The sequence below is a fragment of the Dactylosporangium sp. CA-139066 genome (assembly GCF_050936175.1).
In the GTDB taxonomy this organism is placed as follows: domain Bacteria; phylum Actinomycetota; class Actinomycetes; order Mycobacteriales; family Micromonosporaceae; genus Dactylosporangium.
Window position 1 is genome coordinate 7,116,349 of the sequence record NZ_JBNJNH010000001.1, and the last position, 21,951, is coordinate 7,138,299.

Annotated in this window: 23 protein-coding genes, 1 pseudogene and 1 riboswitch; of the genes and pseudogenes, 18 read left to right on the plus strand and 6 right to left on the minus strand. The window is 73.1% G+C overall.

Annotated features, from left to right (window positions below; translation table 11 throughout):
* Positions 1-35 precede the first annotated feature (35 nt).
* Complete coding sequence (locus ACQEVU_RS32710) at positions 36-686, plus strand: hypothetical protein (protein ID WP_433330377.1); 651 nt, start codon at positions 36-38, stop codon at positions 684-686.
* A gap of 263 nt (positions 687-949) precedes the next feature.
* On the opposite strand, the gene ACQEVU_RS32715 is transcribed toward ACQEVU_RS32710, so the two are convergent.
* Positions 950-2,125, minus strand: coding sequence for a chorismate-binding protein (locus tag ACQEVU_RS32715; protein ID WP_433330379.1), 1,176 nt, complete (start codon positions 2,123-2,125; stop codon positions 950-952).
* A 131-nt stretch (positions 2,126-2,256) separates the two neighbouring features.
* Between ACQEVU_RS32715 and ACQEVU_RS32720 the strand changes: the two genes are divergently transcribed.
* Complete coding sequence (locus tag ACQEVU_RS32720; RefSeq protein WP_433330381.1) at positions 2,257-2,466, plus strand: DUF5999 family protein; 210 nt, start codon at positions 2,257-2,259, stop codon at positions 2,464-2,466.
* 26 nt (positions 2,467-2,492) lie between these two features.
* Here the strand turns inward: ACQEVU_RS32720 and gcvP are convergent, their stop codons facing one another.
* Positions 2,493-5,324: an aminomethyl-transferring glycine dehydrogenase gene (gene gcvP, locus ACQEVU_RS32725; RefSeq protein ID WP_433330383.1), complete on the minus strand. Its 2,832-nt coding sequence runs from the start codon at positions 5,322-5,324 to the stop codon at positions 2,493-2,495.
* Between the two features lie 67 nt (positions 5,325-5,391).
* Positions 5,392-5,490, minus strand: a riboswitch (glycine riboswitch).
* A gap of 33 nt (positions 5,491-5,523) precedes the next feature.
* Here gcvP and ACQEVU_RS32730 point away from each other — a divergent pair.
* The 4 genes and pseudogenes from ACQEVU_RS32730 to ACQEVU_RS32745 form a co-directional block, all read left to right on the plus strand.
* Positions 5,524-6,177, plus strand: a pseudogene (locus ACQEVU_RS32730) (nucleotidyltransferase domain-containing protein); the annotation flags it as partial.
* A gap of 51 nt (positions 6,178-6,228) precedes the next feature.
* Positions 6,229-6,972, plus strand: a complete 744-nt coding sequence (locus ACQEVU_RS32735) for a nucleotidyltransferase domain-containing protein (protein ID WP_433335170.1) — start codon at positions 6,229-6,231, stop codon at positions 6,970-6,972.
* On the plus strand, positions 6,969-7,142 hold the full coding sequence (locus ACQEVU_RS32740; RefSeq protein ID WP_433330385.1) for a hypothetical protein: 174 nt from the start codon (positions 6,969-6,971) through the stop codon (positions 7,140-7,142). Before ACQEVU_RS32735 ends, ACQEVU_RS32740 begins: the two co-directional genes overlap by 4 nt.
* Positions 7,139-7,732 carry a class I SAM-dependent methyltransferase gene (locus ACQEVU_RS32745; protein ID WP_433330387.1) on the plus strand — a complete coding sequence of 198 codons (594 nt, stop codon included), beginning with the start codon at positions 7,139-7,141 and terminating at the stop codon, positions 7,730-7,732. Before ACQEVU_RS32740 ends, ACQEVU_RS32745 begins: the two co-directional genes overlap by 4 nt.
* 4 nt (positions 7,733-7,736) lie before the next feature.
* Here the strand turns inward: ACQEVU_RS32745 and ACQEVU_RS32750 are convergent, their stop codons facing one another.
* On the minus strand, positions 7,737-8,771 hold the full coding sequence (locus ACQEVU_RS32750) for a hypothetical protein (protein WP_433330389.1): 1,035 nt from the start codon (positions 8,769-8,771) through the stop codon (positions 7,737-7,739).
* A 73-nt stretch (positions 8,772-8,844) separates the two neighbouring features.
* Here ACQEVU_RS32750 and ACQEVU_RS32755 point away from each other — a divergent pair, with 73 nt between their 5' ends.
* The 12 genes from ACQEVU_RS32755 to ACQEVU_RS32810 all read left to right on the plus strand — a co-directional run bounded on the left by ACQEVU_RS32755 (position 8,845) and on the right by ACQEVU_RS32810 (position 17,870).
* Positions 8,845-9,453, plus strand: a complete 609-nt coding sequence (locus ACQEVU_RS32755) for a CDP-alcohol phosphatidyltransferase family protein (protein ID WP_433330391.1) — start codon at positions 8,845-8,847, stop codon at positions 9,451-9,453.
* Entirely contained in the window at positions 9,450-10,286 is an 837-nt protein-coding gene (locus ACQEVU_RS32760; protein ID WP_433330393.1) for a DUF881 domain-containing protein, read from the plus strand. Before ACQEVU_RS32755 ends, ACQEVU_RS32760 begins: the two co-directional genes overlap by 4 nt.
* Positions 10,283-10,615, plus strand: coding sequence for a small basic family protein (locus tag ACQEVU_RS32765; protein ID WP_433330395.1), 333 nt, complete (start codon positions 10,283-10,285; stop codon positions 10,613-10,615). The genes ACQEVU_RS32760 and ACQEVU_RS32765 overlap by 4 nt, the downstream gene beginning before the upstream one ends.
* Positions 10,612-11,328 carry a DUF881 domain-containing protein gene (locus ACQEVU_RS32770; RefSeq protein ID WP_433330397.1) on the plus strand — a complete coding sequence of 239 codons (717 nt, stop codon included), beginning with the start codon at positions 10,612-10,614 and terminating at the stop codon, positions 11,326-11,328. Before ACQEVU_RS32765 ends, ACQEVU_RS32770 begins: the two co-directional genes overlap by 4 nt.
* Before the next feature lie 29 nt (positions 11,329-11,357).
* Positions 11,358-11,738 carry a glycine cleavage system protein GcvH gene (gene gcvH / locus ACQEVU_RS32775; protein WP_433330399.1) on the plus strand — a complete coding sequence of 127 codons (381 nt, stop codon included), beginning with the start codon at positions 11,358-11,360 and terminating at the stop codon, positions 11,736-11,738.
* A 97-nt stretch (positions 11,739-11,835) separates the two neighbouring features.
* Positions 11,836-12,276, plus strand: a complete 441-nt coding sequence (gene odhI / locus ACQEVU_RS32780) for an oxoglutarate dehydrogenase inhibitor Odhl (protein ID WP_433330401.1) — start codon at positions 11,836-11,838, stop codon at positions 12,274-12,276.
* A gap of 73 nt (positions 12,277-12,349) precedes the next feature.
* Positions 12,350-12,997 (plus strand): transcriptional regulator FtsR, encoded by a 648-nt coding sequence (ftsR, locus tag ACQEVU_RS32785; RefSeq protein WP_433335172.1) that lies wholly within the window; start codon positions 12,350-12,352, stop codon positions 12,995-12,997.
* 122 nt (positions 12,998-13,119) lie between these two features.
* Positions 13,120-13,584, plus strand: a complete 465-nt coding sequence (locus tag ACQEVU_RS32790) for a bifunctional nuclease family protein (RefSeq protein ID WP_223093836.1) — start codon at positions 13,120-13,122, stop codon at positions 13,582-13,584.
* A 1,382-nt stretch (positions 13,585-14,966) separates the two neighbouring features.
* Positions 14,967-15,527 (plus strand): MerR family transcriptional regulator, encoded by a 561-nt coding sequence (locus tag ACQEVU_RS32795; RefSeq protein ID WP_433335174.1) that lies wholly within the window; start codon positions 14,967-14,969, stop codon positions 15,525-15,527.
* A gap of 130 nt (positions 15,528-15,657) precedes the next feature.
* Positions 15,658-16,599 carry a GlxA family transcriptional regulator gene (locus ACQEVU_RS32800; RefSeq protein ID WP_433330404.1) on the plus strand — a complete coding sequence of 314 codons (942 nt, stop codon included), beginning with the start codon at positions 15,658-15,660 and terminating at the stop codon, positions 16,597-16,599.
* Entirely contained in the window at positions 16,600-17,238 is a 639-nt protein-coding gene (locus ACQEVU_RS32805; RefSeq protein WP_433330406.1) for a DJ-1/PfpI family protein, read from the plus strand. It begins immediately after the preceding gene.
* Positions 17,239-17,249: 11 nt separating this feature from the next.
* Positions 17,250-17,870, plus strand: coding sequence for a DUF2461 domain-containing protein (locus tag ACQEVU_RS32810; RefSeq protein ID WP_433330408.1), 621 nt, complete (start codon positions 17,250-17,252; stop codon positions 17,868-17,870).
* Between the two features lie 552 nt (positions 17,871-18,422).
* Here the strand turns inward: ACQEVU_RS32810 and ACQEVU_RS32815 are convergent.
* From ACQEVU_RS32815 to ACQEVU_RS32825, 3 genes are all read right to left on the minus strand, one after another.
* A complete protein-coding gene (locus ACQEVU_RS32815; protein ID WP_433330410.1) occupies positions 18,423-19,862 on the minus strand; it encodes a sigma-70 family RNA polymerase sigma factor in 1,440 nt (479 codons plus the stop codon).
* A gap of 73 nt (positions 19,863-19,935) precedes the next feature.
* Positions 19,936-20,367 (minus strand): carboxymuconolactone decarboxylase family protein, encoded by a 432-nt coding sequence (locus tag ACQEVU_RS32820; RefSeq protein WP_433330412.1) that lies wholly within the window; start codon positions 20,365-20,367, stop codon positions 19,936-19,938.
* Positions 20,368-20,462: 95 nt separating this feature from the next.
* A complete protein-coding gene (locus tag ACQEVU_RS32825; protein WP_433330414.1) occupies positions 20,463-21,950 on the minus strand; it encodes a glycosyltransferase family 4 protein in 1,488 nt (495 codons plus the stop codon).
* Position 21,951 lies beyond the last annotated feature (1 nt).

Genomic DNA, 21,951 nt, shown 5'->3' on the forward strand with positions numbered 1-21,951 from the left:
ATATCGGGTTTGCTTTGCCGTTCTTGAGGACAGTCATGACCGACCTGACCGACCTTCCCATCGCGTGGGAGCACTCCGGCGACGGCGAGTTCCCGTACCACGCCGAGGTAGACGGCCGGAAGCTCACCGTGCGGGTCAACGACTTCCCGGCCGAGCCGCTGTACACCTTGATGGTGGACGGCGCCGAGCTCGCCGACCTCGACGACTGGCCCGCGTCGTGGCGCCGCCCGCCGGTCCCCAGCCACCTGCTGGACCTGGTCGCCCGCCCGGTCACCACCGACCTGCTGTGGACGTGGGCCCGGCGCATCTGCGGCGTGACGACGGAGCACGCCGCCGAGGTCGCCGCGCTGCTCGGCCTGCCGGCCCCGACCCAGGACGACCTCGGCCGCCTGTTCGTCCAGCCGAGCCCGCCCGGCACGGCCTGGCTGCAGCTGTTCATGAACGAGCGCGCGGGCCTGGCGTCGGTCGAGATCCGCTTCGCCGAGCCGGCGCTGAGCCGCGCGGAGCTGGACGCCTGCTTCGGCCCGAGCCAGAACCTGCCGCGCGTGCACTGGGACTCTCCGCACGTGACGGCCCATCGCGTCACCACGCCAGACGCACCGCTGTCGTGCACGCTGTTCGCGTCGTTCCACGCCGCCCCGGAGCCTTCCCAGCGCGCCTTCGAAATCATGCTCCGCCGCGACTAGCTCACTTCGCTCCCCCCGCCGGTTGCGCTTCAGCGCCGCCGGCTCAGCGATCGCGACTCTCCGCGGATGCGCCCCTCGCGGATGCGCCCCTCGCGGATGCGCCCCTCGCGGACGCGCCCCTCGCGGACGCGCCCCTCGCGGACGCGCCAGGCGGTGTGCCGCCGAGTGCTGACGCACGCCACCCGCCGCCGAGCCATGCGCCGCCACGGTGCCGACGCGCGGGGTGCACGTCGCCGAAGAGCGGCCGGGTGCGGCGGGCGGAGCTAGACGCCGCGCAGGGCGGCCTTGATCGGGGCGGTCTTCGCCGCCGCCTCCGCAACCTCCGCCGCCGGATCGCTGTCCCACACGATCCCCCCGCCCGCCCACGCATGAACCCGCCCGCCCGCAACGGCCACGGTCCGGATGGTCAGCCCGAGGTCGATCTCCAGCCGCCCGTCCCGCCCGTGCCCGATCCACCCGATCGCCCCCATGCTCGGGCCGCGCCCCACGGGCTCGAGCCGCGAGGCCACGTCGATCGCCGCGAGCTTCGGCGCGCCGGTCACCGAGCCCCCGGGCCAGATGGCGCCGAGCAGCTCCGCGAGGCCGACCCCGGGCGCGAGCCGGGCCGAGACCGTCGACTCCGCCTGCCACAGGCCGGACCACCGCCGCAGGGCGAAGAGCTCCTCGACCCGCACGGAGCCGACCGCGGCGACCCGGCCGAGGTCGTTGCGCTCCAGGTCGACGATCATCACGTGCTCGGCGCGCTCCTTCGCCGAGCCGAGCAGGTCGGCCCGGCCCGCCGCGGTCGCGGGCCGGGTGCCCTTGATCGGGCGCGTCACGGCCCGGCCGGCGGCGACCGACACGAGCGTCTCGGGCGAGGCGGTCGCGACCCACCAATCGGCGCCGCGCAGGACGCCGCCGTACCGGGCGCCGGGCAGCGCCGCGACCCGGGCGAGCGCCGGGGCCGGGTCACCCGCGAATGGGGCGCTGGCGTGGCCGACCAGGTTCACCACATAGACGTCCCCGCGGGCGATGGCCGCGCGTACCGCGTCGACCGCGGCGGCGTGCTCGGCGGGCGACCAGCTCGGTGTCCACAATCCGACAGTTCCGGGGCGACCGGCCTCGACGGGTGAGCCGGAGCCGCCGTGGGAGTAGGCGACGGCCACCAGATCGGGCACCCCGGGTGAGGGCGAGGGGGTCACGGAGGGTGGCGACAGGAGGACCGCGATGCCACACGTTGACGAGTTGGTAACGCTCGGTGACCCCGAGATGTCCTGCACCGGTACACCATGTGTCGCCGCGAACTCACCCAGTAATCGAAGTGGGTCTCCGCCGTCCGCGGCGTACCATTCGAACCGGGAGCGCTCCCAAACTCGTGTGCGACATGGCTCCGGTAGCCCGGGAGGATGAAGATCCACAGTCCCGGGCCCGTACCCGACGACCGGACCTAATGTGCTCATACGAAGGGTGGATTATCCCCAAGTTGTGCCGTCACATGTTCGGAATAGTGTCGTTGGCCGTAGTAGCGTGCATCACTGGTCATGTGAACAACCACACAGACCCAACTGAATCTCTCAATCGGAGACCCCCGATGCTCTGCCAGCACCTGCCAGCCTGCCCCTCCGCCGCCGACTCCGACCGGGAGGCCGCCAAGATCACGGCGAGCCACCCGGAGCAGGGCTGGAGCCTTCTATGCAACGGTGTGATCGTTTTTGAGGACACCGGGGAGCTTCTGCCCGATTGCAGTGTGATTGAGCCGCACCGTGGTCCGGCTCCTCACACCCTCGTCACCGCCGCGTAGCGTAACTTTCAGTAGTCATCCCGCCGTCACTCTTCGTAAGCAGAGGCCGGCGGGCACGCGCAGACCAGGTTGCGGTCCCCGAAGCTGTCGTCGATGCGGCGCACCGGCGGCCAGTACTTCGCCTCGCGGGCCGACGGGCTCGGGTACGCGGCAAGCGAGCGCGGGTAGGCGTGCGCCCACTCGTCGGCCGTGACCACCGCCGCGGTGTGCGGCGCGTTCGCGAGCGGGTTGTCGCCCGCGGGCCACTCTCCCGCCACGACCCGGTCGATCTCCGCCTTGATCGCGATCATCGCGTCGCAGAAGCGGTCCAGCTCCCCCAGGTCCTCGCTCTCGGTCGGCTCGACCATGAGCGTGCCGGAGACCGGGAACGACATCGTCGGGGCGTGGAACCCGTAGTCGATCAGCCGCTTCGCCACGTCGGCGACGCTCACGCCGCTGGCCTTGGTGATCCCGCGCAGGTCGAGGATGCACTCGTGGGCCACGAGGTGCTCGGCGCCGCTGTACAGCACCGGGTAGTGCTCGCGCAGCCGCGCCGCGACGTAGTTGGCCGCCAGCACCGCGGTCGCCGTCGCCTTGCTCAGCCCGTCCGGGCCCATCAGCCGCAGGTACGCCCACGGGATCGGCAGGATCCCCGCCGAGCCGAACGGCGCGGCCGACACCGGCCCGACCGGCGCGTCGGCGGCCAGGAACGGGTGCGACGGCAGGAACTTCGCCAGGTGCGCCCGCACCGCGACCGGCCCGACGCCGGGACCGCCGCCGCCGTGCGGGATGCAGAAGGTCTTGTGCAGGTTGAGGTGCGACACGTCGGCGCCGAACTGGCCCGGCTTGGCGTAGCCGAGCAGCGCGTTGAGGTTGGCGCCGTCGACGTAGACCTGCCCGCCGGCCTCGTGGACCTTGGCACAAAGATCGGAGATCCCGGTTTCGTACACCCCGTGCGTCGACGGGTACGTCACCATGATCGCGGCGAGCCGGTCGCGGTGCTGCTCGATCTTCTTCTCGAGGTCGGCGAGGTCGACGTTGCCGAGCTCGTCACAGGCGACGACGGCGACGCGCATGCCGGCCATGACGGCGCTGGCCGCGTTGGTGCCGTGGGCGCTGGACGGGATCAGGCACATGTCGCGCTCGGTGTCGCCGCGGTCCCGGTGGTACGCCCGGATGGCGAGCAGGCCGGCGAGCTCGCCCTGCGATCCGGCGTTGGGCTGCAGGCTCACGGCGTCGTAGCCGGTCACCTCGGCCAGCCAGCGCTCGAGGTCGCCGATCAGCCGCCGGTACCCCTGGGTCTGCGACGCCGGCGCGAACGGGTGCATGTTCGCGAACTCGGGCCAGGTGATCGGCTCCATCTCGGTGGTCGCGTTGAGCTTCATCGTGCAGGAGCCCAGCGGGATCATGCCGCGGTCGAGCGCGTAGTCCTTGTCGGAGAGCTTCCGGAGGTACCGCAGCATCGCCGTTTCGGAACGGTGGCTGGAGAACACCGGGTGGGTCAGGTACGCCGACGCGCGGCGCAGCCCGCCCGGCACGGCGTCGGTGGTGTCGAGCGCGGTCACGTCGACGTGGGACAGCCCGAACGCGGCGAGCACGTCGCGCAGGTGGCCGAACGTCGTGGTCTCGTCGCAGGCGATGCCGACCCGGTCGGCGTCGATGCGGCGCAGGTTGATGCCGCGGGCGGCGGCCGCCTCGACGACCTGGCCGGCCTGGCCGGGCACGACGGCGGTGACGGTGTCGAAGAACGCGAGGTGCTCGGTGGTGACCCCGCCGGAGCGCAGGCCGGCGGCGAGCCGGGCCGCCATGTCGTGGGTGCGGGCGGCGATCTCGCGCAGCCCGTCGGGGCCGTGGTACACCGCGTACATGCTCGCGGTCACGGCGAGCAGCACCTGCGCGGTGCAGATGTTGCTGGTCGCCTTCTCGCGGCGGATGTGCTGCTCGCGGGTCTGCAGCGCGAGCCGGAGGGCCGGGGCGCCGCCGGCGTCCTTGGACACGCCGACGAGCCGGCCGGGCAGGGTCCGCTCGAGGCCCTGGCGGACCGAGATGTAGCCGGCGTGCGGGCCGCCGAAGCCCATCGGCACGCCGAAGCGCTGGGCGCTGCCGACGGCGACGTCGGCGCCGATCGCGCCGGGCTCGCGCAGCAAGCACAGGGCGAGCAGGTCGGCGGCGACGGTGACGATCGCGCCCCGCTCGTGGGCCTGCGCGACGAGGGCCTCGTGGTCGCGGACCACGCCGGACGCCCCGGGGTACTGCAGGTGCAGCCCGAAGAACTCGGCCGGGAGCTCCTCCACGGTCACGTCGGCGACACGCACCTCGATGCCGAGCGGCTCGGCCCGGGTCCGGATCACGGCGAGGGTCTGCGGCAGCGTGTCGGCGTCCACGACGTACACGTCGGATTTCACCTTGGACGAGCGGCGCGCGAGGGTCATCGCCTCGGCCGCGGCGGTGGCCTCGTCCAGCAGCGACGCCCCGGCGACCGGCAGCCCGGTGAGGTCGGCCACGACGGTCTGGAAGTTCAGCAGCGCCTCGAGCCGCCCCTGGCTGATCTCCGGCTGGTACGGCGTGTAGGCCGTGTACCACGACGGGTCCTCGAGGACGTTGCGCAGGATCACCGGCGGCGTGTGAGTACCGTAGTACCCGAGCCCGATCATCGACACGAGCGGCCGGTTGGCCGACGCGAGGGCTCGCAGCTCGGCCAGGACCTCCGCCTCGGACGCCGCGAGCGGCAGGTCGAGGGGCTGGTGCCAGCGGATCGAGCCGGGGATCGCGGCGGTCATGAGCTCCTCGACCGACTCGTACCCGACGGTCTTGAGCATGCGGGCCTGTTCATCGGCGGACGGTCCGATGTGCCGCGCAGCGAAACCAGTCATAGCCATACTCTCTGGTCGCGGGACAGGGGCGAACGGTGCGTTCCTCCCCCTCTGTCGCAGACTCCAGAGGTGCCAACCCGACGAGGTCCTTTTGCCTGAGAGGTTCCGGGGAGGAGTTGCCCCTTCGGCGCCACCGCCCGATCCGGGCGGCGATCTCTCCCACGCGGGTATTGCCGGCGTGCCTACCCTACCAACTGTGCAGGACTTGACCATCGTGGCGAAGCACACGATCTACTCGGCGATCGTCGGCTCCCGCGCCTACGGCCTGGACGGCCCCAGCTCCGACACCGACCGGCGCGGCGTGTTCCAGGCGCCGACGCCCGCGTACTGGCGCCTGGACAAGCCGCCGACGCACGTCGAGGGCCCGCTGCCGGAGCAGTTCTCGTGGGAGGTCGAGCGCGCCTGCACCCTCGCGCTGGCCGCCAACCCGACCGTGTGGGAGTGCCTGTCCTCGCCGCTGGTCGAGCACGTCACGGAGGCCGGCCGGGCCCTGCTGGACCTGCGCCCGGCGTTCCTGTCGGTCCGCGCCGCCCGCACGTACGGCGACTACGCCCGCGACCAACTGTCGAGGCTGACGTCGACCCGCGCGAAGACGGGCGAGGTCCGCTGGAAGCAGGCGATGCACATGGCCCGCCTGCTGCGCGCCGGCGCCCACGTCCTGCGCACCGGCGAGGTCCTGGTCGACGTCTCCGCCCACCGCCACGAGTTCCTCGCGATCCGCCGCGGCGAGCTGACCTGGGAGCAGTTCACCGCCCTGGCCGCCGACCTCGAGGCCGACCTGGCCGCGGCCGAGTCCTCGACCACGCTGCCGGCCGAGCCCGACCGGGCCGCCGTCGACGCGTTCCTGGTCGCGCTGCGCGCCGCGCCCCCGCCGGCCGGCCCCGCGTTCCTGACGCGCCCGCTGCCGAGCCTGCCCGACATCCCGCCGTGGGCCGGCGAGGTGGCCGACGAACACCCGTACCCGCTGGTCTTCGCCACGGTCAGCGGCGCCCACCTGTACGGCTTCGCCTCGGTCGACTCGGACCTGGACCTGCGCGCCTGCCACGTGCTGCCGCTCAACGAGGTGGTCGGCCTGCAGACCGGCCCGGAGACGGTCGAGATCGGCGGCGAGCGCGAGGGCATGGAGCTCGACGTCGTCAGCCAGGAGCTGGCGAAGTTCATCCGCCTGCTCCTGCGCCCGAACGGCTACGTCCTGGAGCAGCTGCTCTCCCCGCTGGTCATCCGGACGTCCGCGCTGCACGAGGAGCTCAAGTCGCTGGCACCGTTCTGCCTGACCCCGGAGCACGCCCGCCACTACCTGGGCTTCGCCGCGGGCCAGTGGCAGCTGTTCCAGAAGACGGGCGAGCTGAAGCCGGCGCTGTACACCCTGCGCGTCCTGCACACCGGCATCCACCTGATGCGCACGGGCGAGGTCCAGGCGGACCTGCGCGTGCTGAACACCCTGCAGTACGTCCCCGACCTCATCGAGGCCAAGAAGGCCGGCGAGCACGACCGCCTGCCCCCGTCACTGGTCGCCCCGGAGGTCCTGGCCGCGGACGTGCAGCGCCTGACGGCCGAGCTGGAGTCGGCCCGGGACGCCTCGAAGCTGCCCGCGTCCCCGTCGGCGGCCGAGGCGCTGGACGCCCTGCTGATCCGCACCCGCCTGGCCCGGTGACGATGCCCGGCGACTCCCCGGCGATGGTCCTGATCACCGGCATCCAGGCGGCGGGCAGGCCGGCCCTCGCCCAGGCCCTGCCCGACGAAACCCTGCCCGACGAGACCCTGCCCGACGAGACCCTGGCCGACGAGATCCTGGCCCGCGCCTGGACCGAGGCTGCCGTATGACGTCACGAACGGAGGCGATCCTCGCGTTCCACGCCGCGCTGGACGGCCCGTCGTGGCGCATCGCCGGCTGGGGCAGCGAGGAGCTGCAGCGCATCCGCTTCGAGGCCCTGACCCGCGCGTCCGGCTACCGCGGAGGCTCGGTCCTCGACTGGGGCTGCGGCCCCGCCGACCTCTACTTCCACCTGCGCGCCATGGACCTCCCCCTCTCGTACACCGGCGTCGACCTGGACCCCCGCATGGTCGAACTGGCAACGGCCCGCGGCGCCCCGCACGTCGCCGCGCTCCCCGCCGGCCAGGCTCCGGGGGGCAGCTACGACTACGTCTTCGCGAGCGGCATCTTCCAGTTCAAGGACCCGGACGACCCCCTTTACTACCTCCAGATTTTAGAACAGGCGTACGACATTTCCCGCCGCGCGGCCGCCGTCACGTTCCTCAGCGCGCTGCGCCCCGAGGCGGCCAAGGCCGACGACGAGCTCTACGCCGACCCGTCCGTCCTGGCCCGCTTCGCCGCCGCGCTCACGGACCGCTGGGTGATCGACCACGCGTACCACCCCCAGGGCGGCGACTTCACCCTCGCCCTGCTCAAGTAGCGGCTCAGGGGCGGCAGCGGGCGGAGTTCGGGTCCAGCATCAGCAGCGAGGAGTCGACCGCCTCGAAGTCGGAGCCCTTCAGGGACTTCAGGGCGTCCAGCTGGCCGTTGTTCCAGCGGTCGTCCTGGGTGCCGGAGAAGTACCACGGGGAGCCGTTGTCGGCCAGGATCGCGCCGTAGGTCTTCAGTGCCTGGGCGACCGCGCGGGCCTGCGGCGGGTACTTCGAGATGTCCACCGACGCCTTCAGCCGGAACCGGGCGCCCATCGGCGGCAGCGCGGCGTCGGTGGCGTCGGACGCGGCGTGGCGGGCCGGCCAGATGTACGACTTGCGGGTCTTCGGCGCGGTGAAGCGGATCGCGTGGTCGATCCGGCCGGCGGCGGCCTCGTCGGCGCGGGGCAGGCCGGGCAGGATCGGCAGGCCGGCGGCGTCGGCGGAGGTCCAGCCGGCCTTGCGCAGGGCGTTGCCGCGCAGGTCGTAGACGGCGCCGGAGCCCGCCTTCCACGAGCCGTCGGCGTTCGGGTGGGCGTCGAACAGCTCGTACGCCTTGCACGCCGCCGTGTCCTGCACGATCACGTGGCGGTCGCCGCCGGCGTTGGGGCCGCCCTCGATGCGGGCGTTCTTCGGGATCGGGTACGGGCCGGGGTCGCTCTCCCCGGCGTACGTGAAACCGACCTTGACCCTGGCCTGGCCGGCCGGCACGACGGTGACCGGGATGCCGAAGGGGGCGCCGTCGATCAGGCCGGAGCCGAAGTCCGGGTGGGCGTGGGCCGTGGCGCCGATGCTCGCGACCCACGCGGCGGAGTCGCGGTGGACCGGCAGCTTGGAGACGTCGGCGTGCCAGACGTTGTCGGCCGGGAAGATGGTGCACGGGCCGGCGGCGCTCGGCGAGGCGGAGCCCGACGGGGCGGCGCCCAGGGCGCCCTGCCCGGCCGGGAGCGCCGACGAGTCCGCCGAAGGCGCGGTGGCGGGGGGCTTGGCGGCGGACTGGGAGCAACCCTGGAGTACCAAAACGGCCAAAACGGCAATCGTCCGCCTCATGCCGCCGGACGCTACCGGGCCGGCCCGTTGTGGCTCCACTGGGTCACCCGCCCGGGCTGTTAGCATTCCGACCGTGGTTGACGGGCAGGCGGACCGGCCGGGTCTCGGGCCGGTGCTCACCGTCCCGAACCTCATCAGCTTCGCGCGCCTGCTCGGCGTGCCCCTGTTCCTGTACCTCTTCCTCGGCACCGACCACACCGGCTGGGCGGTCGGCGTGCTCGCCGTCGGCGGGCTGTCCGACTGGGTCGACGGGTTCGCGGCGCGGCGGCTCAAGCAGGTCAGCCGGCTCGGCGAGCTGCTCGACCCGCTGGCCGACCGGCTCTACATCCTCGCCACCCTCTTCGCGCTGACGTTCAAGGACGTCGTGCCCTGGTGGTTCACGTTCCTGCTGCTGGGCCGCGAGGCCGTCATGGTGCTGTGCCTGGTGGTGCTGCGGATCCTCGGCCACGGGCCGCCGCCGGTGCACTACGTCGGCAAGACCGCCACCGCGATCCTGCTCATGGGTTTCCCGATGATGCTGCTGGCGCACTTCAGCTCGGCGGCGCGCTCGTGGGCGCTGCCCAGCGGCTGGGCGCTGCTGTGGTGGGGCATCGTGCTGTACTGGGTCGCCGCCGTCTTCTACTTCATCCAGGCCTCCGTGCACGTGCGCGCCGGGCGCGCCGCGGCCGCCAGCGCGCCGTGAGCTCGCCGCGCCGCGACGACCTGCTGGGCGAGCTGTTCCGCAATCCGCTCGACCCCGGGTACGCGGCCGCCGCCGCCCGCCGCGGCGACAACCCGCCGCCGAGGTCGGGGCGCTGGCTGACCGGCGTGGCGATGCTCGCCATCGGGTTCCTGCTCGCCGTCGCGTACCACCAGGTCGTCGCGGCGGCGCCGGGCACCACGAAGGCCCGCTCCGACCTCGTCGCCGACGTGCGGGCCCGGCAGAAGACCGCCGACGACCTGCAGCGGCGCGCCGCCGAGCTGCGCACCCAGGTCGACCAGGCCCGCGACGCCGCGCTCGCCGACGACGACAGCGCGGCCCGGCTGCGCAACCTCGCGGCCCGCACCGGCACCGGCAAGGTCAGCGGCGACGGGGTCGCGGTCCGGCTCGTCGACGCCCCGCCGCAGGTCGACCCGGTGACCGGCAAGGCCGCCGCGGAGAACCTCGGCCTGGTGGTGGACCGCGACCTGCAGGACATCGCCAACGGGCTGTGGCAGGCCGGGGCCGAGGCGGTCGCCGTCAACGGGCAGCGGCTCACGGCGACGAGCACGATCCGGGCCGCCGGCGGCGTGATCCTCGTCGACTTCCGGCCGGTGACCAGCCCGTACGAGGTGACCGCGATCGGGCCGCCGGACATCGCCGACACGTTCTCCTCCTCCGGCGTGGCCAAGCGGTTCAAGCGGTACATCGACGAGTACCGCATGCAGTTCAGCGTGAAGAAGCGCACCAACCTGACCCTGGCCGCGGCCGCCGAGCCGCCGCTGCGCTACGCGAGGACGCCCTCGCCGACTCCCTCTGGAGGTCCCACGCGATGATCGCCGTGATCGCCCTGGCCATCGGGGTTGCGGCCGGCATCTTCCTCGAACCGACGGTGCCGGGGGGACTGCTGCCGTACCTGCCGATCGCGGTCGTCGCGGCCCTCGACGCCGTCTTCGGCGGGGTGCGGGCCAAGCTCGACGGCATCTTCGACGACAAGCAGTTCGTCGTGTCGTTCGTGTCCAACGTGCTCGTCGCGGCCCTCATCGTGTACCTCGGCGACAAGCTCGGCGTCGGCGGCCAGCTGTCCACGGGCGTGGTCGTCGTCCTCGGCGTGCGGATCTTCGGCAACGTGGCGGCCATCCGGCGCCACCTGTTCCGGGCGTGAACGTCTTGCGCAAGCCGGCCAACCTCGTCATCGCGCTGCTCGTGGGCCTGCTCGGCTTCGCCGTGGCGGTCCAGTTCAAGGCGGGCTCGTCCGACGCCGGGCTGTCCTCGGCGCGGCCGGAGGACCTCGTGCGGATCCTCTCCGACCTCGACGCGCAGCAGAACCGCCTCCGCGCGGAGATCAGCGACCTGGAGGACAGCCAGCGGCAGCTCGACTCGGGCGCCCAGGGCCGCGACGCCGCCCTGGCCGAGGCCCGCAAGCGCGCCGACGAACTGGGCATCCTGGCCGGGACGCTGCCCGCCGAAGGGCCGGGCCTGCAGATCGACCTCATGCAGGGTACCGATCGTATAAGTTCAGACCCTATTAAGTCCGAAACGGTGCTCGACGCCGTCGAGGAGCTGCGCGGCGCCGGCGCCGAGGCGATGCAGATCGCCGGGGCGGGCGGCTCGGCCGTGCGGATCGTCGCCTCGACCTACTTCGTGGACGCCCCGGAAGGGGGCCGCCTCGTGGTCGACGGGACGACGCTCGGCGCGCCATATACGATCACGGTCATCGGAGGACCGGACACCATGCGGACGGCGCTGAACATCCCGGGAGGGGTCGTGGACAGCGTCCGCCAGCACGGCGGTACGGTTTCCGTGCGCGAAGCGGATCCGGTGCACGTGAGCGCGTTACACAATGCCGGTGCGTTGCAGTACGCAAAGCCGTCGTAACAACGGCCCCGCCTGACAGAAGGATTTACGTGATTCCCGAGGATCTGCGGTACACGGCCGAACACGAGTGGCTCGCGCCCTCCGGCGACGGCACGTTCAAGGTCGGCATCACGCACTTCGCGCAGGACTCCCTGGGCGACATCGTGTTCGTCCAACTGCCCTCGGCCGGCGAGACGTTCGAGGCGGGCGCGGCGCTGGGCGAGGTCGAGTCGACCAAGAGCGTCTCGGAGATCTACGCGCCGGTCACGGGCGAGATCGTCGCCGTCAACCCGGCCCTCGAGGGCGCACCCGAGCTGATCAACTCCGACCCGTACGGTGAGGGCTGGCTCGTCGAGCTCAAGGTCGCCGACGCCGCCGCGGTCGAGGCGCTGCTGGACGCCAAGGCCTACGGCGAACTGACCGCCGGCTGACCGCTTTTTTTCGCCAGTACCTTTGCCGCGCGTCCGGTTGACCCGCTATTTCGGGCGTGACTAGGCTCCCTCAGACATACGACCGTGAGGTGGTTCGATGACGCGCCCAGACGACGAGTTTCCCCCGCTCGACGTCACGTCCACGCTCAACCTTGGCGCCATTGAGGATGCCATCGAGGGCCCGGACAACGACCAGGTGCCCACGCGCATGTCGGGCTCCCTGCCGCCGGGCACGGCGCTGCTCGCGGTTCGCCGGGGCCCGAACGCCGGCGCACGCTTCCTGCTCGACCACGACGTGACCACGAGCGGCCGGCACCCCGACAGCGACATCTTCCTCGACGACGTGACGGTCTCCCGCCGCCACGCCGAGTTCCACCGCGAGGGTGGCACGTTCACCGTTCGCGACGTCGGCAGCCTCAACGGCACGTACGTCAACCGCGAGCGTGTCGAGGCCGCCACGCTGAGCAACGGCGACGAGGTCCAGATCGGCAAGTTCCGCCTCGTGTTCGTGGCAGGACCGCGCCCCGACGAAAGCTGAGGCGATGACGGCGTCCGCGGCCGCCTGGAACCCCTCGACCCCGGGTGAGGACCTCACCCGGGGTGAACGTCTCATGAGCATCGGCGAGGTGCTCGCGCACCTGCGCGCCGACTTCCCCGACGTGACGATCTCCAAGCTGCGCTTCCTGGAGACCGAGGGGCTGGTCGAGCCGCGGCGCACCCCCGCCGGGTACCGCAAGTACACGTGGACCGACGTCGCCCGCCTCCGCTACGTGCTGACCGCGCAGCGCGATCAGTACCTGCCGCTGCGCGTGATCCGCGAGCACCTCGCCACCATGCGGGAGCCGCTGACCGAGGTTTCCGATGTGGTACCGCAGGAAGCCCCCGCCGAGGTCCGCCTCACCCAGGACGAGTTGCTGACCAAGACCGGCCTCGACGCGGCTTCTTTGCAGTCGCTCGAGGACCACGGCCTGCTCAAGCCCCGCCCCGGCGGCGCCTACGACGCGGACGCCCTCGAGGTCGCCACCGCCGCGGCCCGCCTGGCGGAGTTCGGCGTCGAGCCCCGTCACCTGCGCGCCTACCGCGCCGCCGCCGACCGCGAGATCGGTTTGTTCAGCCAGCTGGTGACCCCGCTCACACGCCAGAACGGCCCCGCGGGCCGCGCCCGCGCCGCCGACACCGTCCACGAGCTCGCCGCGCTCACCCAACGGGTCCACGCCGCCCTGGTACGCGCCGGACTTAGGGAAATCCTGGGTAAATAACGCCTGTTGTTTGCGGGCGATCTTCACCACTAGGCACACAACAGCGGCGTCGCGAGTGGCACGACTGCCATGGAGGCCGTGTAACGTGCAGGGAGAGGGAAGTCGACACGGAGGCGGCGGCGGTGCGAGAGCTGAATGTGGTCGGGGTTCGCGTGGAGCTGCCCACCAATCAGCCCATCGTGTTGCTCAAGGAGGTCGACGGCGACCGCTACCTGCCGATCTGGATCGGTGCGGTAGAGGCGACCGCGATCGCCTACGAGCAGCAGGGCGTCAAGCCGGCTCGCCCACTGACCCACGACCTGATGCGCGACATGCTGGCGGCCTTGAAGGCCCCGCTGCACGCGGTGGAAATCGTGGAGATGCGCGACAACATCTTCTACGCCGAACTCGTCATCGGCGACAACGTGCGCGTCTCGGCCCGGCCGAGCGACTCGATCGCGCTGGCCCTGCGCGTCGGCGCCCCGATCCGCTGCGCCGACCAGGTCCTGACCGAGGCCGCCATCGTCATCCCGGACGAGCAGGAGGACGAGGTCGAGAAGTTCCGCGAGTTCCTGGAGCAGGTGCGCCCGGAGGACTTCGCGGGATGAGTTGCTGAGTTGGCTGGCTCGCTTCGCTCGCATTGGGGGAGCTTCGCTCCACCCAAACCCCCTCAAAACCTGCAGCGGCGTTCTCTGACGACGGACGAGTTCCCTTTTCGCATCTCAGCAGTCCGCGCTACCCGCTCGCATTCGTATGGCGCCCCCTCGGACGGCCGGGCAGCTTGAGGCCCTACTCCGCTCCGGCGACCGATTCCCCGCCATAGGCGCCGACCGCCAGTCGCACCCGCAGTTCTCCCCCGCTCCGGCTCGGTTCCACAGCGTGAACGTGGCGCGGCGAGACGGTCAGGCGGCGGACGGCTGCCGCACCAAGGCAGGCCAGCGCGAGCGGCAGGCGCGCGGCGAACATCATGGTCCCCGAGGTGTGACGGGCGCCAGCGGCGGCCGGACGGCGGCGCGGCCGGATTACGGCACCAGGGCGGGCGCGGCGGCGCGTTGAGGCTTGGCCGCCACGTGCGCGGGGAGGCAACGTGCGCCAACCGGGGCGTCACCTGGGCGCGGACACGACCCCGAGTGGTGCGGCGAGAGGCGGCGCCACCCAGATGGGACGCGCCTGGGCTGGGGCGCGCCCAAGTGGCGCGGCGAGAGGCGGCGCCACCCAGATGGGACGCGCCTGGGCAGTGATCGGCTGGGCGGCTAGAGCGGGCGCTACCCGGATTTGACTCGCCCCGGGTGGAGGTGCGGCGAGGGCGGGCGTCACACAGATGGGACATCGTGGGCGGTGCGGCGACGGCAGGCGTCACCCGGGTGGGGGCGTCCGGGCGGTGGGCGGCGGTGTGGTGAGGGGTCGGCGGCGGACGGGTGGGAGCGGCGTGGGCCGCGGGTGGGGAGCGGGGCGCCGGGGGTTCACCCTGGCTGGTTCGTTCAAGGGGCGGGCGGGCGTGACCGGGGGCGAGTAGCGTCTGCTGTAAGTCGTCGGGAGCCGTTGGCGGGGGTCGCCGGCGGGCACGTACGTCGGGGCGTCGGCGCGCGCAGGGATTCGCGCACCGGCACGCGGCGTGTCGCGGCGTTACCTCCCCGCAGACCCTCAAGGTGCGCTATAGGGTTGCGGGTGTTGACGCTGGAGGTGGGTCGCAATGCAACAGCCGCCCGATCCCGGGATACCCGGTCATGCCCCTGAGCACGTCCACGTGACGGTCCCGAAGGTGGGCTCGTTCACGGCCTCCGACCGGTCCGGCTCGAGCGCCGGGCACGACGCCGGGTTTGCGAACGCGCCGGGCGCCTACCGCGCCGACGACGAGCCGAGCGGGGCCGTGCCGGGCGCGAGTCACCCTGGCGACGACGTGCCGGGCACCCACCACACCGCCGCCGGTCACGCCGGGGCGAGCCTTGGCGACGCCCAGGCCGGCACCGGCCACGCGGGCGCGACGGGGATGCTGGCGAGCGCACTCGCGGGGGCCGAGGACGTCGGCTACCGCGGGCCGACCGCCTGCCACGCCGCCGGGATCAGCTACCGGCAGCTCGACTACTGGGCCCGCACCGGGCTCGTGGTGCCGTCCGTGCGGGACGCGGCCGGGTCCGGGAGCCAGCGGCTCTACTCCTTCCGCGACATCGTCGTGCTCAAGGTCGTCAAGCGGCTGCTCGACGCCGGGGTCTCGCTGCAGAACATCCGCAAGGCGATCGACACGCTGCGCTCGCGCGGGGTCGGTGACCTGGCCGGGATCACGCTCATCTCCGACGGGACCACCGTCTACGAGTGCCGGTCGCCCGAGGAGGTCGTCGACCTGCTGCAGGGCGGGCAGGGCGTCTTCGGCATTGCGATCTCCGGGGCGTTCAAGGAGATCGAGGGCACGCTGTCGCACCTGCCGGCCGAGGCGGCGACCACCGGCGAGGAGATTCCCGCCCCACCGGCGACCAGCACCAGCGGCGCGGACGAGCCGTTCAACACCGGCGATGAGCTCGCGATGCGCCGGGCGCGGCGCCGCGCCGGCTGAGCTTCGCAAGACCCACCATCTGATCACGCCAATGACTTTAGAACAGGGGTACGACAAAAGCGGGGCGTGGCACGAAAGGTGGGGTACGCGTCGTTGCTGACGCCCCGGCCGGGCACGCAGGATCGGAGGCGTGCCGGACGAACGCGTCGTGATCGCGGTCTTCGACGGGGTGCAGAGCCTCGACGTGACCGGCCCCCTCGAGGTGTTTGCGGGGGCCAACCAGGCGGGCTTCCCGCGGTACCGTATCCGGATCTGCAGCATCGACGGGCTCCCCGTCCGCAGCTCCAGCGGCCTGCAGATCATGCCCGACGGCGGGCTCGACGCCACCGCAGCGGCCGACCTGCTCATCGTGCCGGGCGGGGCCGGGACCAAGGCGTCCGACCCCCGGCTCGTCGCCTGGCTGCGTGAGCACGGGGCCGGCGCGCGGCGGATCATGTCCGTCTGCACCGGCGCGTTCCCGCTCGCCGAGGCCGGGCTGCTCGACGGGCGGCGGGCGACCACGCACTGGGACCACTGCGCGGCGCTGGCCCGGCGGTTCCCGGCCGTGGCCGTCGACCCGGAGCCGATCTTCGTGCGGGACGGGTCCGTCGCGACGTCGGCCGGGGTCACCGCCGGGATCGACCTCGCGCTCGCCCTGGTCGAGGAGGACCTCGGGCGCGACGTGGCGCTCGCCATCGCCCGCCACCTCGTGATGTTCCTGCGCCGGCCCGGCGGCCAGCGGCAGTTCAGCGTCCAGCTCGCCGCCCAGGTCGCGGCCCGCGATCCGTTGCGGGAGATCCAGCGGTACGCCACCGAGCACCCCGCCGCCGACCTCTCCATCCCCGCCCTGGCCCGGCGCGCGAACCTGTCGCCGCGGCAGTTCAGCCGGGCGTTCGCGGCCGAGGTGGGCACGCCGCCCGGCCGCTACGTCGACCGGGTGCGGCTCGAGGCGGCGCGGCGGCTGCTCGAGGAGGGCCGCTCGGGCGTGGAGGAGATCGCCCGGGCCTGCGGATACGGGACGGCGGAGGCGATGCGCCGCGCCTTCCAACGGGAGCTGGGCGTCGGCCCGGCCGATTATCGGGAGCGTTTCTAAATGCAGATTGCCATGGTGCTGTACCCCAGAATGACCGCCCTCGACATCGTCGGCCCTTATGAAGTGCTGTCCCGGCTGCCGGACGCATCGGCGGTGTTCACGGCCGCCGTTCGAGGCCCGGTGCTGGCGGACACGGGGGCGCTTCGACTGGTCGCCGAGTCCGATTTTTCGGAAATTTCATCTCCTGACCTGGTTGTGGTGCCCGGCGGCCCGGACGTCGCGGCGCAGGTGGCGGACGCGCCGCTGCACGAGTGGCTGCGCGCCGTGGACGCGGGCGCGACCTGGATGACGTCGGTCTGCACCGGCTCGCTGATCCTCGCGGCCGCCGGCCTGCTGCGCGGCCGCCCGGCGACGTCGCACTGGATGGTGACGGAACGGCTGCGCGCGTACGGCGCCTCACCGGTGAGCGAGCGGGTCGTCGTCGACGGCAGGTACGCGACCGCGGCCGGGGTCTCGGCCGGCATCGACCTGGCCCTCACCCTCGCGGCGCGGATCGCCGGGCCGGAGGTGGCGCAGACGATCCAGCTGGCGATCGAGTACGACCCGCGGCCCCCGTTCGCCGCCGGCTCCCCCGCCACGGCTCCACCGGAGGTGGTCGGCTTCCTGCGGGCCAACCCCGCCCTCGTGGTGTCGTCGTAAGCTTCGTTCTCGTGACGTTCCGTGGCTGGCCGGTCGAGGCCCTCGAGTTCTACGACGGGCTCGAGGCCGACAATTCCAAGACGTACTGGACCGCGCACAAGGCGACGTACGAGGAGAAGGTGCGCGGCCCCATGACGGAGCTGCTCGCCGAGCTGGAGCCCGAGTTCGGCCCGGCGAAGATCTTCCGCCCGTACCGCGACGTGCGCTTCAGCGCCGACAAGTCCCCGTACAAGACGTCCTGCTCGGCGTCGTTCGAGCGCGGCGGGTACATCCAGCTGACGGCGCAGGGCCTGGCCGCGGGCGCCGGGGCGTACATGATGGACTCCCAGCGGCTGGCCCGCTTCCGCCAGGCCGTGGCCGACGACTCCTCGGGCGCGGCGCTGGCCGCCATCGTGGCGGCGCTGGAGGCGCGGGGCTGGTCGGTGACGTCGCACGAGCAGCTGAAGTCCGTGCCGCGGGGCTTCGACAAGGAGCACCCGCGCGCGGACCTGCTGCGGCACAAGGGTCTGATCGCGTGGCACCAGTTCCCGCTGAAGCCCTGGCTCGGCACGGCGAAGGCCCGCGGGCAGGTGGAGCAGTTCCTCCGCGGGTGCGCGCCGCTGCAGGAGTGGCTGACTGTGCACGCTGGGTGATCGGGTTCAAGAGCGATTAGGTGGCGTCGGGTACGGTGGGAAAAGCCAAAGCGGAATGGCGCCGCCGCTGAGGTCGAGTGCACTGATCGGGTGGGCCTGCCCCTGGTTCGGCCGATCGCCGGCCGATGTCGTGGATGAACGCGCCCGCGCGCGAGCGTCTTCCGCGGCTTGACCGCCGTCGATCGTCAGGTGAGGTGGCTGGGCGCGGGCGTCTTTCGCGTCTCGACCACCGTCGGTCGTCCGGTGAGGTCGGCGCGAGCGTCTTTCGCTCGTCCGGTGAGGTGAGCGCGGGCGTCTTCTGGCGTCTCGACCGCCGTCGGTCGTCCGGTGAGGTCGGCGCGAGCGTCTTTCGCTCGTCCGGTGAGGTGGGCGCGAGCGTCTTGCGCGGCTCGACCGCCGTCGGTCGTCCGGTGAGGTCGGCGCGAGCGTCTTTCGCTCGTCCGGTGAGGTGGGCGCGAGCGTCTTTCGCGGCTTGACCGCTCGACCGCCGACGGTCGTCAGGTGAGGTGGCTGGGCGCGCACGGCGAAGCGGCAGGGCCGTGCCCGGGTGCGTCACATGGCTTCGCGTGGCCCGGGCGGGACGATGGCGGCCGTGGCCGCTCGGACGCGGGCGGGATCGGTGATCGCGTTGATCTCGACGATGGCGCCGCCGGTCGTGGTGAAGGCCATCACCGCGAACGGCTGGGCGTCGCGGACGACGATCACGCCGGCCGTGCCGTTCACCACGACCGGGCGCAGCTGGGCGGCCGGGGCGTCGAGCAGGAGCCGGATGCCCGTGGCGGCCTGGCGGGCGACCGCGTCCGGGCCGCGGAGCAGCATCGAGGCCCCGGGGCGGGCCGGGCCGGCATCAAGGCGCAGCACGACCGCGGGGTGGAGCACCGCGACGAGGGCGCGGAGGTCGCCCTCGCGGGCGGCGGCGAAGAAGGCGTCGACGACCTCCCGCTGGCGGCCGAGATCCGCGGCGGCCGGACGGGCGGGGTCACCGGCAGCGCGCCGGACGCGATTCCCGGCGGCCGAGGCGGCCGTGTCCGTGGCGCCCGAGCCGACGACGTCGCCGTCGGCAGGGGCGGCAACATTACCGGTGGCCGAGGCGGCGACGTCCGCGGCGACCGGACCGGCTGGGCCGCCGACAGCGCGCCGGCCGCGGGCCCCGGCGGCGAGGTCCGCGACGTCCGCAGCCGAGCCGCCGAGGTCCGCGCCGCCTGGGCAGGACGGTACACCGGCAGCAGGCCGACCGTGGTCCCGAGCGGCGAGGCCGGCGACATCGCGGGCGGCCGAGGCGGCAAGTGCCGCGGCGGCGGCCGAATCGACACCCCCAGCCGAAGCCGCGCCCCCAGCCGAACGGGCAACGGCCGAAGCGACACCCCCAGCCGAACGGGCAACGGCCGAAGCGACACCCCCAGCCGAAGCGACAACTGCCGGCACGACGGCCGAGGCGGCCGGCTGGGCCAGGTCCGGGGCAGCCGGGCCGGCAATGTCCCCGGCGGCCGGTGACTCGGCGAGCCGGACCCGCCGGCGTGCCCGGCTGGCCAGCTGCTTGGTCGCCGCAGGCGTCCGGCCCAGCAGCGGCCCGATCTCCGCGAACGGCACCGCGAACAGGTCATGCAGCACGAAGGCCAGCCGTTCGTCCGGTGAGAGCGTGTCGAGGACGACCAGCAGGGCGAGGCCCACGGCGTCGGCGAGCAGCGCCTGCTCCTCCGGCTGCGGCTCGCCCTCGAGGCTGATCACCGGGTCGGGCACGTGCACCGGGAAGGGCTCCTCGCGGCGCTGACTGCGCGTTCGTAGCATGTTGAGGCACACCCGGGCGGTGATCGTGGTCATCCAGCCGTCGAGGTTCGAGACGTCCTCGGTGCCGGCGCGGCTCAGGCGCAGCCAGGTGTCCTGCACGGCGTCGTCGGCCTCGGTCAGGGAGCCCAGCATCCGGTACGCCACGGCGCGCAGCCGCGGGCGGTGCCGCTCGAAGTGCGTCGCGAGCCACTCGTCGCCGTTCATGTGTACCTCCGTGCGCCGCCGGGTGTCACAGCAATGACCCCCGGCGGGCGGCAAAGGTGACAGGGCAGTGTGGCTAGGCCGGCTGGCGGATCGGGACGCTGAGCCGGTTGAACGCGTTGATGGTCGCGATCTCGACGATGAGGGCGGCGAGAGCCCGCTCGCCGTAGTGGCGGGCGGCCTCGTCCCAGACGTCGTCGGGCACCGCGTCGGGGCGGTCCGCCAGCCGGGTCGCGGCCTCGGTCAGCGCGAGCGCGGCCCGCTCGGCCGGGGTGAAGTGCGACGACTCCCGCCAGGCGGCGACGGCGAAGACGCGCTCGACGGGATCGCCGGCCCGCTGCAGCTCGCGGGCGTGCATCTCGGTGCAGACGCTGCAGCCGTTGATCTGGCTGGCGCGCAGGCGTACGAGGTACGCCGTCGCCTCCGGCCCGCCCTCGTCGCGCGCCGCGGCGCTGAAGGCGATGAGCGCCTTCAGCGCCTCCGGCATGAGCGTCGCGATGCTGCTCATCCGTGCTCCCATGGGTTCCTCCGCTGAAATCCGGCCCGATTGGGCGTTGTCAGCGTGATGACCCGGGGCGGCGAGCGAAGGTGACAGGGGCGGGGTCAGCGGCGTTCGACGGCGGCCATCACCACGTCGAACGGCGCGGCGGCCGCGCGGGCGGCGGCATCGCGGTCCGCGGCCTCCCGCTCGGCGGCGTCGAAGCCCCACAGCGAGCCCTCGGCGGCGATCGCGGCCCGGGCCGCGGACGCCCCGGCCTGCCACGCCGCCTCCTCGGCCGCGGCGGCCCGCACCAGGCTGGCGGGGCGCTCGCCGACGGGCACGCGCGGCGGGTCGGCGAGGAGGTTGCCGGGCGGGACGAAGACGACCGGGCGGCCGCTGTCGAGGGCCGCGGCCTGGCGGCGGGCCTCGAAGGCGGGGGCCTCGTCGACCGCGGCGCCGTAGACGGCGGCGGTGCGGGCGGCGATGGCGTGCCAGGAGTGCCGCTCGCGGGCCATCTGGCGGGCGCGGGTCGCCAGGGTCTGGGCGAACATCGGGTCCTGCAGCAGCGCGCCGACCGCGTCGGCGAGGCCGTCGGGGTCGCCGACCGGGAAGCGGATGCCGGTGACGCCGTGCTCGACGATCGACGCCAGGCCGCCGGTGGACGCGACGACCAGGGCCGCGCCGGACGCCGCGGCCTCCAGGGCGACCGTGCCGGTGGGCTCGTAGCGGCTGGGGATGACGAACGCGTCGGCGGCGGCGAGGACGGCGGCCAGGGTGGGCTGGTCCAGGGGGCCGGGGAAGGAGACGGCGCGGTGGAGCTTGAGGCGCCGGGCCTCCTCGATCAGGGTGCCGCGGTAGTCGCCGTCGCCGGCGACGACGGCGCGGGTGCCGGGATGGCGCTCGCGGATCGCGGGCATCGCGGCCAGCAGGTCCTGGACGCCCTTCTCGGCGATGAGGCGGCCCGCGTAGACCAGCAGGGGGCCCTCGCCGGCGAAGCGGAGCCGGGCCTGCAGCACGGCGCGGGGCTCGGCGGTCCAGATGTCCGGGTCGATGCCGCTCGGGACGACGTCGACGCGCTCGGCGGGGACGTCGAAGAGGTGCTGGACCTCCCAGCGCAGGTACTCCGTCGGGACGATGACGCGGCAGGCCTCGCTGCCGAGCCACCACTCGACCGAGTGGACCGAGCGGCTGGTCTCGCCGCTGAGCACGCCCTGGTGGCGGCCGGCCTCGGTGGCCTGCAGCGTGGCCACGAACGGGACCGCGAAGTGCTCCTTCAGGGTGACCGCGGCGTGGGTGACCAGCCAGTCGTGGGCGTGGATCACGTCGTAGCCGGCGGGCGGGGCCGAGCGGATCGCGGCCTCGGCCAGGAGGTGGTTGACGGCCATGGTGTGGCCGAGGTCGGTGTCGTCGAACGGCGGCAGCGCGGAGGCGCGGACCACCCGGACGCCGCCGAAGGTCTCGTTGGCGGGTGCGGCGGGGCGGTGGCGGGTGACGACGGTGACGTCGTGGCCGGCCGCGACCAGGGCCGCGGACAGGGCGGCGATACGGCCCCGGCGCGCGGCTATCTCTTCACTCGACGGAAATTCCCAGGCGATCATCAATACGCGCATA